Origin of the sequence: Janthinobacterium sp. SUN073 (assembly GCF_030397665.1) — a bacterium.
Lineage (GTDB): Bacteria > Pseudomonadota > Gammaproteobacteria > Burkholderiales > Burkholderiaceae_D > Janthinobacterium.
The window spans coordinates 1,369,785-1,384,469 of record NZ_JAPUBT010000001.1; the positions used below are offsets into that span (position 1 = coordinate 1,369,785).

Below are 14,685 nucleotides of genomic sequence, written 5' to 3' on the forward strand. Positions count from 1 at the left end.
TCAGTGTCCCTTGAATTGCGGTGCGCGCTTTTCCATGAAGGCGGCCACGCCTTCGCGATAATCGTCGCTGTGACCGAGATCGCTCATCATGCGCGCTTCCAGCGCCAGCTGCTGCGGCAGGGTATTGGCGCCGCTGGCGGCCAGCGCCTGCTTGGTGTAGGCCAGGCCCTTCGTCGGCGCCGTGGAAAAGTGTACGGCCAGCTTGCGCGTCTCTTCCGCCAGCTGCGCATCGTCCACGCATTTCCAGATCAGGCCCCAGTCCTCGGCCTTTTCCGCCGTCAGCTTTTCACCGAGCATGGCCAGGCCCATGGCGCGTGCCGAACCGATCAGGCGTGGCAGGAAGAAGGTGCCACCCGTGTCCGGAATCAGGCCCAGTTTGCAGAACACTTCCACGAAACTGGCCGACTTACCGGCGATGACGATATCGCAGGCCAGCGCAAGATTGGCGCCCGCGCCGGCAGCCACGCCGTTGACGGCGCAAATCACGGGCATAGCCAAGGCTTTCAGGGCCAGCACCAGCGGCGCATAGTTTTTTTCCACCGACTCGCCCAGGTCCACGCCCTTCGAGCCCGGTTCGACGGCGCGGTCGGACAGATCCTGGCCCGCGCAAAAGCCGCGCCCCGCGCCCGTCAGCACGAACACGCGCACGGCGCTGTCGGCGTTCACTTTCGCAAGCGCATCGCGCACTTCCTCGTGCATGGCTTGCGTAAAACTATTGAGCTTGTCGGGACGGTTCAGGGTCAGCGTGGCGATGCCCTGCTCGATGGTGAAGAGGATGTTTTGGTAGGTCATGGCGTCTCGCTTCAATTTTTTAAACCCAGATGCAAGTGCCGGGGTCGGACCCTGAGGGTCCGACCCCAGTCTTCGCTTGGGGTCTGATGTTATTCAGCCTGATCGAAGTCGACGACGACCTTGTCGGTCAGCGGAAAACTCTGGCAGCTGAGGACGAAGCCACGCGCCACTTCGTAGTCTTCCAGCGCGTAATTGACGTCCATTTCGACCTTGCCGTCGAGGATCTTGCAGCGGCAGGTCGAGCATACGCCGCCCTTGCACGAGTAGCGCATGTCCAGCCCCGCTCGCAGGCCCGCGTCGAGGATGGATTCCTTGTCCTTGTCCATCGTGAAGGTGGTGTGGTTGCCATCCATGATGACGGTCACTTCCGTTTCCTGCACTGCGCCCGCGTCGAACTGGGCGCGCGGTTTGTGGGCGTTTTTCGGGATGCTGGCGGCGAACAGTTCGATCTTGATATTCTGCTTGGGCATGCCGGCCGCCTGCAGCGCGGCGGAGACGCCCAGCATCATGTCTTCCGGGCCGCAGATGAAGGCGTTGTCGTAATCTTCTACCTTGATCCAGTGCTGCAGGAATTGCTCGCATTTTTCCTGCGTGATGCGGCCGTTGAACAGTTCGATATCCTGCTGCTCGCGGCTCATCACGTACACCAGGTTCAAACGCTCCAGGTACACGTCCTTCAAGTCCGTCAATTCTTCCTTGAAGATGACGGACGACGAGGCGCGGTTACCGTAGAACAGCGTGAAGCGGCTCAGGGGTTCCGTCAGCAATGTCGTCTTGATGATGGAGAGGATGGGCGTGATGCCGCTGCCGGCCGCAAACGCCAGATAGTGCTTGCGGTTGACGCAGTCGAGCGGCACGTTGAAATGGCCCATGGGCGGCATCACCTCGATGGTGGCGCCGGCCTTGAGCGTATCGTTCGCCCAGGTAGAGAAAGCGCCGCCCGGCGTGCGCTTGATGGCCACGCGCAGGGTGCCGTCCTGCACCGCCGAACAGATGGAATACGAGCGGCGCACGTCTTCCGCATTGATATTGGCGCGCAGGGTCAGGTGCTGGCCCTGCTGGAAGCGGAACTGCTGCTGCAGTTCCGCTGGCACGTCGAACGTGACGGCGATGGTGTCGCGCGTTTCATTGCGCACGTTCGCCACGCACAGCGGATAAAATTTACTCATGCTTCATCTCCAGTTTCTTCGGAACGTGTGCCTGATTTTTTTAGTGGCACTTGAAGTAATCAAACGGTTCGCGGCAAGCCAGGCATTTGTACAGGGCCTTGCATGGCGTGGAGCCAAACTGGCTGGTCAGCTGCGTATGCGTGGAACCGCAATTCGGGCAGATCACCTCCAGCGTCGGCATGGGCTGGCGCTTGACACCGCCTGCTGTTGCGCTACGAAGGCCGCTGATGTCGATCACCTGCTGCTGCGGCGGGGCGATGCCATAGCCTTTCAGCTTGGCCTTGCCCGCCTCGCTCATCCAGTCCGTGGTCCAGGCGGGCGCCAGCTGGTTCACCAGCGTTACCTTGGCCACGCCATGGCTGCGCAAGGCCTCCGTGACGGCATCGGCGATCACCTGCATGGCCGGGCAGCCCGAATAGGTGGGCGTGATCGTCACGATGCACTCTTCGCTGCTGACCACATCGACGGCGCGCACGATGCCCAGGTCCACCACCGAAATGACGGGGATTTCCGGGTCCGGCACGTCGCCCAGCCAGGCCCAGACCTGGGCCGCGTCCAGCGCTACCATGGGCGTGTTCACTACCACTCCGCCCCGGGATAGGCGCGCTGCAGGAACTGCATCTCGGCCAGGATGAATCCCAGGTGTTCCGTGTGCGTGCCCTGCTTGCCGCCCTTTTGCATCCAGGCGTCGGGCGCCGGCATGCTCAAGGTGGCTTCGGCAAAGATCTCGGCCACGTGTTCGAGGAAAGCCCGGCGCAACACGTCCGATGGCGGCGCGATGCCGGCGGCAAGCATGGCCTGATCGACGGCGTCGTACGTGAACATCTCGCCCGTGTACATCCACAGCTTGTCGGCCGCCGCCTGCGTCTTGGCATGGCTGTCCGCCGTGCCGTCGCCGAGACGCACGATCAGGTCACCGCTGCGGCGCAGATGATAGGTGACTTCCTTGATCGATTTCTGTGCCACTTCGACGATGCGTGGGTCGCTGCATTTCGCCAGTTCCAGCAACTGGAAGTAGTGCCAGGTGTCGAAGAAGAACTGGCGCATCATCGTATCGGCGTAATTGCCGTTCGGCTGCTCCAGCAGCAAGCAATTCTTGAAGTCGTGGGCGTCGCGCAAAAAGGCGATGTCGTCTTCGTCGCGGCCCGCGTTTTCCAGTTCGGCCGCATAGCTGAACCACAAACGCGTCTGGCCCAGGAGATCGAGCGCCACGTTGGTCAGCGCCATGTCTTCTTCCAGCGCGGGCCCCTTGCCGCACAGCTGCGACAGCTGCTGGCTGAGGATCAGGGCGTTGTCGCCCAGGCGCAGCAAGTAGTTAACCTTGTCATCCATTGCAGGCGCTCCCATCACAGGTTCTTGACTTCTTCCGGCATCGGGAAGAAGGTGGGATGGCGGTACACCTTGCTGTTCGACGGTTCGAACAGGGCGCCCTTGTCACCAGGGCTGCTGGCGACGATATCGGCCGCGCGCACCACCCAGATGCTCACGCCTTCATTGCGCCGCGTGTAGACGTCGCGCGCATGGTTGACCGCCATGGTGGCGTCGGACGCGTGCAGGCTGCCCACATGCTTGTGCGCCAGGCCGTGCTGGCTGCGGATGAAAACTTCCCACAATGGCCATTCTTTGCTCATGTTGCTCTCCCCTATCTGTCTTGTGTATTTACGCTGCCGCTTTATTAGCGGCTTGCTTGTCTGCATACGCGAGCAAGGCATCGCGGAACCACTCGCCGTCTTCATACGCTTTCACCCGCGTTTGCAGGCGCTCGCGGTTGCACGGACCATTGCCCTTCAACACATTGTTGAACTCGGACCAGTCGATCTCGCCGAATTCATAATGGCCCGTTTCCGCATTGAACTTCAGGTCGGGATCGGGCACGGTCAGGCCCAGGTACTCGATTTGCGGCACGGTCTGGTCAACCATGCGCTGGCGCAATTCGTCATTCGAGAACAGCTTGATGCGCCATTGCGCCGACTGTGCGCTGTTGACGGAGGCGGCATCGGACGGACCGAACATCATCAAGGATGGCCACCACCAGCGGTTCAGCGCATCCTGTGCCATGGCTTTCTGTTCTGGCGTGCCCTTGCACAGCGACATCATGATGTCGTAACCCTGGCGTGCATGGAATGATTCTTCCTTGCAGACGCGGATCATGGCGCGCGCATACGGGCCATACGAGCAGCGGCACAGCGGGATCTGGTTGATGATGGCCGAGCCGTCAACCAGCCAGCCGATGGCGCCCATGTCGGCCCACGACAGGGTGGGATAGTTAAAGATGCTGGAATACTTGGCTTTGCCCGAGTGCAAGGCAGCGAGCAGATCGTCGCGCGACACGCCCAGGGTTTCCGCAGCGCTGTACAGGTACAGGCCGTGACCGGCTTCGTCCTGGATCTTCGCCAGCAGAATGGACTTGCGTTTCAAGGTCGGTGCGCGCGTGACCCAGTTACCTTCGGGCAATTGACCGACGATTTCCGAATGCGCATGCTGCGAAATCTGGCGGATCAGGGTCTTGCGGTAAGCATCCGGCATCCAGTCCTTGGCCTCGATCTTGATGCCTTCGTCGATGCGCGCCTGAAAAGCGCGCTCTTCCTGGCCCATGTCGTCGATGGAGCGGACGTTCTTGAGGCCGGTTTCAACCATTTGTGCGTACATGATCTGTCTCCCATGTCTTTGATTTTGCGCAGCAACGCGGTGCGATGAACAGATAATACGATACAAAAAACGATTTGCATACACTTGATGTGAGTCATTTTAAAAATTCGTATCTTGTGCGGTTGTGCGTATGATATTGCATATGAGAAAACACTACGAAGCGCCACCCGCGCTTCCGGCAAATTATTGACGCGCTACCCGCGCAGCCAAGTAAACTGCTGCTTTTATTGAATCGACCGCAACACGGCCAGACCGGAACCACATGAAGAACACCCGCTGCACGGCATGGATAGCCGATTTCCTGGAAAGCGACCCACCGCGCTCAAAGTCCCTGGTGATGACGATTTTCGGCGACGCCATCGTGCCGCGCGGCGGCGCCATCTGGCTGGGCAGCCTGATCGAACTGCTGGCACCGTTTGGCGTGAATGACCGCTTGCTGCGCACCAGCGTGTTCCGCCTGGCGCAGGAGGGCTGGCTCAGCTCGCAGCGCGACGGCCGCCGCAGCGCCTATACCATACGCCCGGAGGCGCTGGCCCGCTTCGAACGCGCCTATCGCCGCATCTATGCGCCACTGGTCGTGCACTGGGATGGCAGCTGGACCCTGGTGATCGGGCCGGCCGGCAGCATCGGCGCCGCCGAGCGGGGCGCGCTGCGCAAGGAATTATTGTGGGCTGGCTATGGCTTGATCTCTCCTGGCATCTTTGGCCATCCAGCCAGCAATTCGGAGGCGCTGGAAGACATCCTCGTGCGCAACGAGGTACAGGGCAAGCTGTATGTCTGCCACACTACGGAGTTGCCGGATGTCAGCACACGCCCGCTGCGCGACATGGTGGGCGAATGCTGGGACTTGTCGGAAGTGATGGCCGGCTACGAAAAATTCATCGCCAGCTTCCAGCCGCTGCTGACCTTGCTGCAAGAAGCGCCCGTGTTCGATGCCGAGCAAGCCTTCGTCATCCGCTCGCTGCTGACGCACGCCTACCGCCGCGTGCAGTTGCACGACCCGCAACTGCCCGTCGAGCTGCTGCCCGAACCGTGGCCCGGCACGCAAGCGTATGCACTGGCGCGCGACCTGTACCGCATCACCCATGCGGCGGCCGAGGAACATATCCTGACCACCCTGCGGCGCGAGGATGAGCAGGCGGCTTCTGTCGAGCCGTGGTTCTACGAACGTTTTGGCGGCCTGACTACTTGAACCCAACGGCTTAATACCGGGGTCGGACCCTGAGGGTCCGACCCCAGCCTCTGCGTTTGGGGTGAAAATATTAAAACCAACTCAACCTACTGCTTCGCCACCACCTGCTTCGCCCCCGCCAGCAAATCCTGCCCCAGCTTTTCCAGCGCATTGGCCTGCACCAGCATGGTGTCGAGGATGGCGACGTTGAAGGTGAATTCCGCCGGCGTCGTATAGCCGGGAAAACGTATGATGCGCAGTAATTCCTGCAAGGTGGTGCCTTTGCCCAGGTGCGCCAGGGCGTCGCTGAGGGCGCTGACTTTCTTTTCCAGTTCGCGTATGTGCTTGCCGTTGTCGTCCATGATGCTCTCCCCGTGTTGGAGCTATCACGTTAGCAAAGCATGTCCGTCGTCGTTTGCGCCAGCACAAATGCGCGGCTAAAACAGGTATCATCGCGCCATTGCACACGATGCAAAACCCATACGTTTTTATCAGGAACACTCATGACCATTAAAATCAGCCAGCAATTCGACGCCGGCGCGATCGAGGTGCTGCGCGCCGACGATGCCCACTCCATCGAGCTGAACATCCGCAAGGATTCCCACGCCGACATCACGCAGTGGTTTTATTTCCGCCTGCAAGGCGCGCAAGGCGAGGCGTGCACAATCCGCTTCATGAATGCCGGCAAGTCGGCCTACCCGGACGGCTGGAAAGACTACCAGGCCGTGGCGAGCTATGACCGCGAAACGTGGTTCCGCGTGCCAACCAGCTTCGACGGCACGGTGATGACCATCGAACATACGCCCGAAGAAGAAAGCGTGTACTACGCCTACTTCGAGCCGTACCCATGGGATCGCCACCTGGCCCTGATCGACAGCGCGCAAGCATCGCCGCTGGTGCGCCTGATCGACCTGGGCAGCACGGTGGAAGGGCGCGACATGAATCTGCTGGTGGTCGGTGACGCCGATGCCGAGAAGAAAGTCTGGGTCATCGCGCGCCAGCATCCGGGCGAAACGATGGCGGAATGGTTTGTCGAAGGCATGCTCGAAGCCTTGCTGGACCAGGCCAATCCGTTTGCCCGCCAGTGCCTGCAAGACGCCGTCTTCTACGTGGTGCCGAACATGAATCCGGACGGTTCCGTGCATGGCAACCTGCGCACCAACGCGGCCGGCGCCAACCTGAACCGTGAATGGATGACGCCGACGATGGAACGCAGCCCGGAAGTATTCCTGGTGAAACAGAAAATGCATGAAATCGGCTGCGACCTGTTCCTCGACGTACATGGCGACGAAGGTCTGCCTTACGTGTTCGTGGCCGGCAGCGATGCGCTGGAAAATTTCACGCCAGCACAAAAAGCCGAGCAAGACCGCTTCATCGCCGACTTCAAGGTGGCCAGCCCCGACTTCCAGGATGAGCACGGCTATGAAGACGGCCCGTTCACGCCGGAAGTTCTGACCATGGGTTCGCCCCACATCACGCACGCCTTCGGCTGCCTGGCACTGACCCTGGAACTGCCGTTCAAGGACAATGCCAACGATCCCGACCCACAAACGGGCTGGAGCGGCGCCCGCAGCGCCGCCCTGGGCGCGGCCGTCCTGCAGCCGATCCTGTCCACCTTGCGCGCCTGAGCATCAGGGCCGGACCGGCCCGCGTGAGCCCGATGCCCCGCACGCCGGGGCATTTTTTTGACCGCACGGCAAGCGTTGCTGGTCGAATGGTTTTTTTCGCAAACATCTTGCCTGCCAGAAATTATCGTCCTACACTATTCATCAGAATCGGGCCGTGCCACGCTGCGCGGCCCCGCAAGAATATACGGCCGGGCAGGTCGCCACGACTTCCCGCCACCGGAAATACGCATCCACGGCCCTATCCCTGCCGAGCTAGCATTCTGTATCGCAAACTGACCGCATCAGCATCGTCATGCACGGACGCCGCTTGTCCTCTAGAAGATGCCCAGCGCACGCTTTCTTTCCGCTTTTCGCCGAGGATGACCGCCCCATGTCTAAGCTCAAAATCAGTACCCGCCTGGCCTTCAGTTTCGGCCTGATCATTATCCTGCTTGCCATGGTGGCATTTGTTTCCGTGAGCCGCATCCGCAACATCAATGCCTCGACGGAAAAAATCCTCAATGACCGCTATGTCAAGGTCATGCTGTCCAATACCATCCAGTCCGAGATCAATATCCAGGCCCGCCTGCTGGGCAACGCCATCATCGGCGCCAACGATCCCGACGAAGTCAGCAGTGCCGTGACCAAGATTCAGGCGTCGGTAAAAAAGAACGTGGAACTGCTGGCGCGCCTGAAAAGCCTGATCAACACGCCCAAGGGCCAGGAACTGTTCCAGGCCGTGATGACCAGCCGCGAAAGCTATGCCAGGACGCGCGATGCGAATATCAAACTGTTGCAAGAGGGGAAAACCGAAACGGCCGGCATCTTCCTGCTGACGCAGCTGCGCTATCCGCAGGAAAAATTCTTGACGGCGCTGGCGGCCATGGCCGGCTTCCAGGAATCGCTGATGGCAGCCGACGGCAAGCAAGCCCTCGCCGACGGGCGCCTGGCCATCATCCTGACCCTGTCCCTGTCGATTGCCGCGACGCTCATTGCCATCGTCCTGGCCATCCTGATCAGCCGCTCCATCAGCCGGCCCATAGGCGAAGCTGTCAAAGTGGCGCAACGCGTGGCATCCGGCGACCTGTCGGGCAGCATCGACGCGCGCGGCACCGATGAAACGGGCCTGCTGCTGCGTGCCCTGAAAGAAATGAACGACAATCTGCAAGGCATCGTGGCCCGCGTGCGTCATGGCACGGATGCCATCGCCCATGGCTCGCGTGAAATCGCCTCCGGCAATATGGACTTGTCCTCGCGCACGGAGCAACAAGCCAGCTCGCTGGAAGAAACGGCATCGTCGATGGAAGAACTGACGTCGACCGTCAAGCAGAATGGCGAAAACGCACGCCAGGCCAACCAGATGGCGCAATCGGCCTCCAGCGTGGCCAGCAAAGGCGGCCAGGTGGTGGCGGAAGTGATCACGACCATGGATACGATCAATGCCTCGTCGAAGAAAATCGTCGACATCATCGGCGTCATCGATGGGATTGCCTTCCAGACCAATATCCTGGCCCTGAATGCGGCCGTGGAAGCGGCCAGGGCGGGCGAACAGGGCCGCGGCTTTGCCGTGGTGGCCACGGAAGTGCGCAACCTGGCTCACCGCTCCGCCGCCGCCGCCAAGGAAATCAAGATCCTCATCGACGACTCCGTGCAGCAGGTTAATCTCGGCAGCAACCTGGTGAACCAGGCCGGCAGCACCATGCAAGAGATCGTCAGCAGCGTGCGGCGCGTTACGGACATCATGGCCGAGATCACGTCCGCCAGCAACGAGCAGGAAACGGGGATTGAACAGATCAACCAGGCCATCACGGAAATGGATGCTGTGACACAGCAAAATGCCGCCCTCGTGGAAGAAGCGGCAGCCGCGTCCGAAGCGTTGCAGGATCAGGCCGCCATCCTGGCCGAAGCCGTCAGCGTGTTCAAGCTAGACGGCATGCAAGCGCTGCCACCGGTTCCGGCTCCAGCCATCCGCGCGCCAGCCATCCGCGCGCCAGCCAAGCCTGCCGCCGCGCCACGCGTCACTGCCACAGCCACTGCCACTGCCACTGCCGCACCCGCCAGGAAAGCAGGCAAGGTCGTCGCACAGGCCGCGGTCGCCGAGACCGAGTGGGAAGAGTACTGAGGCACCGCCTGCCGCAAGGCATCAAGCAGCTTGCAGCGGGCGCATCGCCATAGGCCTGCGACTCAGCCGCCCGCCACCACCATGCTCTCGATGAGGATGGAACCCGTCTCTTTGGTACCGCGGCGCAGCACGTCGGCGCCCACGGCGACGATGTTGCGCAGCATGTCCTTCATGTTGCCGGCGATGGTGATTTCTTCCACCGGATACTGAATCACGCCATTTTCCACCCAGAAACCGGAGGCGCCGCGCGAATAATCGCCCGTCACGTAATTGGTTCCTTGCCCCATCAGTTCCGTCACCAGCAAGCCCGTGCCCAGCTTTTTCAGCATGACAACGAAATCATCGGTGGCGGCCGTCTGGGACGAGGTCAGATACAGATTGTGCGAGCCGCCCGCGTTGCCCGTCGTCTGCATGCCCAGCTTGCGGGCCGTGTAGGTCGACAGGAAATAGCCTTGCACCACGCCATCCTTGACGACGTCGCGGCTGACGGTTTTCACGCCTTCCTCGTCGAATGGCGCGGAACCGACGCCGCCGATCACGTGCGGATCTTCGAAGATCTGCACGTGCGACGGCAGCACTTGCGTGCCCAGGGAATCGTTCAGGAAAGTGGATTTTCGGTACAGGGCGCCGCCCGAGGTCGCTTGCACATAGGTACCCAGCAAACCGGCCGCCAGCGGCGCCTCGAACAGCACGGGACAGGTGCGCGTGCCCAGCTTGCGCGCGTTCAGGCGCGACAGGGCGCGTTCCGCGGCGTAGCGGCCGATGGCTTCCGGACTCGACATTTTCGAGGCGTCGCGCACGGACGAATACCAGTCGTCGCGCTGCATCTTCGCACCCTTGCCGGCGATGGGCGCCACGGACAGGGTGTGGCGCGAGAATGGGTAGCCGCCGATGAAGCCGCGCGAATTGGCGGACACAAAGTGCGATTGCTGCACGTGCACGCCCGCGCCTTCGCTGTTCGTGATGCGCGGGTCGACGGCAAACGCGGCCGCTTCAGCCCGCTGGGCCAGCACCACGGCTTCCTCGGCGGAAATCAGCCAGGGATAGAACAGTTGCAAGTCACGGGGGGACATTTCCAGCATGTTGGCGTCGGCCAGGCCCGCGCAATCGTCCTCGGCCGTGAAACGGGCGATGTTGTAGGCGGCGTCCACCGTGGCGCGCAGGGCCGATGGCGAGAAATCGGAGGTGCTGGCATTGCCGCGTTTCTTGCCGACAAACACGGTCACCCCCATGCCCTTGTCCTTGTTTTGCTCGATCGTCTCGATCTTGCCTTTTCGTACAGAAACGGACAAGCCACCGCCTTCGCTGACTTCGACGGCTGCGTCGGTGCCGCCCGCTTCCCGCGCAAAAGACAACACATCACGGGCCAGTTGCTGCAATTGCTCTTGACTATGGGTAAATACGGAGTCGTTCATGCGCTGTTTTCTTCGGAAAGCCGCTAAAAAGGGTATCATAGCAGTCGTTTACAGTTTACAGGTGCGGCCTACGCGGCCAATCCCGCCTTATCATGCCAAATCCAAACCGGGGAGCTTGCGGCTTCCAATCCACCGAATTCGAACAGGAATATGAACGTCCGTCGAAGTCGGAACTCAAGCGCCAGATGACCGTCCTGCAAAAGCTGGGCGAAGAACTCGTCAATGAAGCACGCGACCGCGTCAAGCGCGTCCCGATGCCGGAAGACGTGCGCGACGCCATTCTCGAATGCCAGCAGATCAAGGATCACGAAGGCCGCCGCCGCCAGCTGCAATACGTGGGCAAGAAAATGCGTACCCTGGATGAAGAAGAAGTTGCCGCCATCCAACGCACCATCGATAGCTGGAAAGGCTTGTCGAAAGCCGACACGGCCAATATGCACGCGATGGAACGCCGCCGCGACAAACTCTTGACGGACGACAAGGCGCTGACCGTCTTGCTGTCGGAAAACCCGGAACTGGACGTGCAGCACCTGCGCACCCTGATCCGCAATGCCCGCAAGGAGCAGGCCGAGAACAAGCCGCCAAAAGCCTACCGTGAAATCTTCCAGATCTTGAAAGAGATCGCCAAGAAGAAAAATGGCGGCAAGAAAGATGCCGACGAAGATGACGCAGAAGCCGACGAAGAATAAACCCCAGCCAAAGACTGGGGTCGTACCCTGAGGGTACGACCCCGGCTTTTGCACTTGGGTTGGCAAAAACCGGGATCAGCCCGGTTTTTTTACGACATAGACAGGTGTCCCATGACCACGATAGAAGACGAATTGATTATCGGCCTCGTGTCGATCTCGGACCGCGCCAGCGGCGGCGTGTATGAAGACCTGGGCATCCCCGCGCTGGAAAGCTGGCTGTCCGCCGCCATTCGCACGCCTTTCCGCCTGGAAAAACGGCTGATCCCGGACGAGCGCTCGCAAATTGAAAACACCCTGATCGACATGGTCGACCTGAGCCACTGCCATCTGATCCTGACGACGGGCGGCACGGGTCCGGCGCGGCGCGACGTGACGCCGGACGCGACCTTGTCCGTCGGGACCAAGGAAATGCCCGGTTTCGGCGAACAGATGCGCCAGATCAGCCTGCAATTCGTGCCGACGGCGATTCTGTCGCGCCAGGTGGCCGTGATCCGCGAAACGCCCGAGCGCGCTTGCCTGATCATGAACTTGCCGGGCCAGCCGAAAGCCATCAAGGAAACCCTGGAAGGCTTGAAAGATGCCAACGGCGTGCAACTGGTCAACGGCATCTTTGCCGCCGTGCCATATTGCATCGATCTCATCGGCGGTCCCTACATGGAAACCGACCCGGCCATCTGCAAGGCCTTCCGTCCCAAATCGGCGCTGCGTCCGGCGCAACCTTTACCTGAGGAAAATACATGAGCACCTTGCTGGAAACCATCGAACTCGACAGCGCACCGAACCCCACCGTCTCCATCATCTGGATGCATGGCCTGGGCGCCGACGGCAACGACTTCGTGCCCCTGGTGAAGGAACTCGATCTGCGCGGCTGCCCCGCCATCCGCTTCATTTTCCCCAGCGCCGGCACCATGCCCGTCACCATCAACAACGGCTACGTGATGCGCGCCTGGTACGACATCCGCGAAAATGACCTGGTGCGCCGCGAAGATGAGAACGGCTTGCGCGCCTCGCAGGCACAGATCGAAGCCCTGATCGCGCGCGAAAAGGCGCGCGGCATTCCCGCCAGCCGTATTATCCTGGCCGGCTTCTCGCAAGGCTGCGCCATGACACTGCAAACGGGCTTGCGCCACGCGGAACCGCTGGCCGGCCTGATGTGCCTGTCCGGCTACCTGCCGCTGGCCGACAAGACGGCGCTTGAGCGCACGCCGGCCAGCCTGGAAACACCGATCTTCATGGCGCACGGCACGGCCGACCCCGTGGTGCCGATCGCTCGCGCCCAGCAGTCGCGCGACTTGCTCACCGGCATGGGTTACCAGGTGGAATGGCACGAGTACATGATGCAGCATTCGCTGTGCCAGGAAGAGATCGACGCCATCGGCGCGTGGCTGAAAAAAGTACTGGCCTAAAATAAAACAGGCGCGGTATGCGCCGCGCCTGTTAGTGTACGGAACGCCGGGAACGATCAGTTCGCCGGCGTTTTTGCATTCCATATCTTCAACATGTCGGGCGATGCTTCCGAGCGGATGCCGTTGTCCGTCAGCACCGATTCCGTCGCGGCCAGCATGTCCTTGCGGGGCACGACGACCATTTCCGCATCGCGCTGCTGGAAGCGGAACGTCAGCAATTCATCCGTTTGGTCGCGCAGCAAGGCCACCAGGTGCGCCAGGCTGCGCACGCGCACGCCATTGACGGAATCGACGACCGAAAAGAAACGGGTACTGTAGCCATTCATCAGCTTGTGCGGGAAGAACGGCGCGGCGATCACCACCAGCTCTTCGCGCTCGCTATCGGGCGCATCGCCGCGCCGCGTGACCAGCGGGTTGCCGGCAAAACTCATGCCGCCCAACATAGCCGGGTTGCCATTTGGCGCGGCCATGAATTCCGTGCTGGCGCGCGAAAACACCATCGGGCCAAAGATGAAATAGGATGGGTAATTGCCCTGCAGGCCGCTGATGAGCATCGGGTGCGCCGCCGAGACGGGTACCTTGATTTTCAGGGGTGCGCCCTGGCGCACCACCGTCAACGGCAATTCGCCGTCTTTCGCCAGCTGCTGCACCCGGTACTGGAAGCGCACGCGGCTGTTGGCATTCAGCTTGACCATGCCCTGGTTATCGATGGGAAAATCGCCGATATGCGTGATGACATCCCACTCCTTGAGCGGATAGGCGGCGTCCTTGCTGGCCGGTGTCATCACGACGGCGCCCTCGACACCCTTGGCCAGCTTCAGGTAGGTGCGCAGCGCGGGATTTTCCAGCGTTTGCGTCACATCACGCATGGCCGGCTTGCCCTTGGGCGCACCACTTTCCTGGTCGCGCAGGAACAGCTCGATTTCCTCGTTGGGGATGATGTAGCCGATGTTTTGCGCATTGAGCATGCCGGCAAAGGCCAGGCCGATCATCTTCTCGCCCGCAATCACGGGGCCGCCGCTATTGCCCGGGTTGATGGCCGCATCGATCTGGATGCGCAAGCCCGAGACGGGGAAGTTGTAGCGCACGAATTCGATGCGCGAGACGATGCCCTTGGTGATCGACAGCGAGGTGCCGCCCGTCGGATAGCCATACGCCAGCACGGCATCGCGCACATCCGGCAAGACATTCGCGCGCGGCACGGCTTTATGGCTGGCGAAAAAACTGTCATCGTCGATTTTCAGCAAGGCCAGGTCCATGCCGCGCGAGATGGCCAGCACGGTCGCCGGTATCTTGTCGCCGGCGCCATTGGCCTGGATCTGTACCTGGCTGGCATAGCCGACCACGTGCGCATTCGTGAGGATGCGGCGGCCTTCGATGACGACGCCGGAGCCCGTCACCTCTTGCGGCGCGGCCTTGCTCCAGGGTTTATAGGGGTCCGGCCCGCGCAGGGTGGAAAACACCTTGACGACGGAATTTTCCAGGGCGGAAGCGCTGGCGCCAGCAGTGGTCTCGGCGGCCAGCGCACGCAGCGTCATCAAGGGGGAAAAAGAAAGGGCCAGCGCCAGGAAGGCGCGGCCCATCAGGGTGAAGCACGGACGAGTTTTCATTGAGCTTGTTGGCAATGGAAGGGAAGCAAAATTATATATTGAATAATTTCAACTT

15 protein-coding genes are annotated in these 14,685 nt (G+C 61.2%); 6 read left to right on the top strand and 9 right to left on the bottom strand.

Going from position 1 to position 14,685, the window contains the following annotated elements; all coding sequences use genetic code 11:
- The 6 genes from paaG to paaA form a co-directional block, all read right to left on the bottom strand.
- Window positions 1-792 (bottom strand): 2-(1,2-epoxy-1,2-dihydrophenyl)acetyl-CoA isomerase PaaG, encoded by a 792-nt coding sequence (gene paaG / locus O0882_RS06170; protein ID WP_289946160.1) that lies wholly within the window; start codon window positions 790-792, stop codon window positions 1-3.
- An 89-nt stretch (window positions 793-881) separates the two neighbouring features.
- On the bottom strand, window positions 882-1,961 hold the full coding sequence (gene paaE, locus O0882_RS06175) for a 1,2-phenylacetyl-CoA epoxidase subunit PaaE (RefSeq protein ID WP_096237922.1): 1,080 nt from the start codon (window positions 1,959-1,961) through the stop codon (window positions 882-884).
- Between the two features lie 40 nt (window positions 1,962-2,001).
- Entirely contained in the window at window positions 2,002-2,529 is a 528-nt protein-coding gene (paaD, locus tag O0882_RS06180; RefSeq protein WP_289946861.1) for a 1,2-phenylacetyl-CoA epoxidase subunit PaaD, read from the bottom strand.
- Between the two features lie 11 nt (window positions 2,530-2,540).
- A complete protein-coding gene (gene paaC / locus O0882_RS06185; protein WP_289946163.1) occupies window positions 2,541-3,308 on the bottom strand; it encodes a 1,2-phenylacetyl-CoA epoxidase subunit PaaC in 768 nt (255 codons plus the stop codon).
- On the bottom strand, window positions 3,308-3,592 hold the full coding sequence (gene paaB, locus O0882_RS06190; RefSeq protein WP_034746356.1) for a 1,2-phenylacetyl-CoA epoxidase subunit PaaB: 285 nt from the start codon (window positions 3,590-3,592) through the stop codon (window positions 3,308-3,310). The genes paaC and paaB overlap by 1 nt, the downstream gene beginning before the upstream one ends.
- Window positions 3,593-3,620: 28 nt before the next feature.
- A complete protein-coding gene (gene paaA / locus O0882_RS06195) occupies window positions 3,621-4,610 on the bottom strand; it encodes a 1,2-phenylacetyl-CoA epoxidase subunit PaaA (protein WP_071075427.1) in 990 nt (329 codons plus the stop codon).
- 262 nt (window positions 4,611-4,872) lie between these two features.
- Here paaA and paaX point away from each other — a divergent pair, with 262 nt between their 5' ends.
- The gene (gene paaX / locus O0882_RS06200; RefSeq protein WP_289946164.1) at window positions 4,873-5,802 is read left to right on the top strand and encodes a phenylacetic acid degradation operon negative regulatory protein PaaX; all 930 of its coding nucleotides are present in this window, start codon (window positions 4,873-4,875) and stop codon (window positions 5,800-5,802) included.
- A gap of 86 nt (window positions 5,803-5,888) precedes the next feature.
- Here the strand turns inward: paaX and O0882_RS06205 are convergent, their stop codons facing one another.
- Entirely contained in the window at window positions 5,889-6,143 is a 255-nt protein-coding gene (locus O0882_RS06205; protein WP_289946166.1) for a hypothetical protein, read from the bottom strand.
- 141 nt (window positions 6,144-6,284) lie between these two features.
- Here O0882_RS06205 and O0882_RS06210 point away from each other — a divergent pair, with 141 nt between their 5' ends.
- Window positions 6,285-7,409, top strand: a complete 1,125-nt coding sequence (locus O0882_RS06210; RefSeq protein WP_100874530.1) for a M14-type cytosolic carboxypeptidase — start codon at window positions 6,285-6,287, stop codon at window positions 7,407-7,409.
- Window positions 7,410-7,779: 370 nt separating this feature from the next.
- Window positions 7,780-9,510 (top strand): methyl-accepting chemotaxis protein, encoded by a 1,731-nt coding sequence (locus tag O0882_RS06215; RefSeq protein ID WP_289946169.1) that lies wholly within the window; start codon window positions 7,780-7,782, stop codon window positions 9,508-9,510.
- 62 nt (window positions 9,511-9,572) lie between these two features.
- Here O0882_RS06215 and pmbA read toward each other — a convergent pair whose 3' ends face one another.
- Window positions 9,573-10,925: a metalloprotease PmbA gene (gene pmbA, locus O0882_RS06220; protein WP_289946171.1), complete on the bottom strand. Its 1,353-nt coding sequence runs from the start codon at window positions 10,923-10,925 to the stop codon at window positions 9,573-9,575.
- 92 nt (window positions 10,926-11,017) lie between these two features.
- On the opposite strand from pmbA, the gene yjgA reads away from it, so the two are divergent.
- The 3 genes from yjgA (at window position 11,018) to O0882_RS06235 (ending at window position 13,020) form a co-directional block, all read left to right on the top strand.
- Window positions 11,018-11,614: a ribosome biogenesis factor YjgA gene (yjgA, locus tag O0882_RS06225; protein ID WP_289946173.1), complete on the top strand. Its 597-nt coding sequence runs from the start codon at window positions 11,018-11,020 to the stop codon at window positions 11,612-11,614.
- 111 nt (window positions 11,615-11,725) lie between these two features.
- Window positions 11,726-12,355, top strand: a complete 630-nt coding sequence (gene mog / locus O0882_RS06230) for a molybdopterin adenylyltransferase (RefSeq protein WP_289946177.1) — start codon at window positions 11,726-11,728, stop codon at window positions 12,353-12,355.
- The gene (locus O0882_RS06235; RefSeq protein WP_289946179.1) at window positions 12,352-13,020 is read left to right on the top strand and encodes an alpha/beta hydrolase; all 669 of its coding nucleotides are present in this window, start codon (window positions 12,352-12,354) and stop codon (window positions 13,018-13,020) included. The genes mog and O0882_RS06235 overlap by 4 nt, the downstream gene beginning before the upstream one ends.
- A gap of 56 nt (window positions 13,021-13,076) precedes the next feature.
- Here O0882_RS06235 and O0882_RS06240 read toward each other — a convergent pair whose 3' ends face one another.
- Entirely contained in the window at window positions 13,077-14,630 is a 1,554-nt protein-coding gene (locus O0882_RS06240) for a S1C family serine protease (protein ID WP_289946181.1), read from the bottom strand.
- Between the last annotated feature and the right edge of the window lie 55 nt (window positions 14,631-14,685).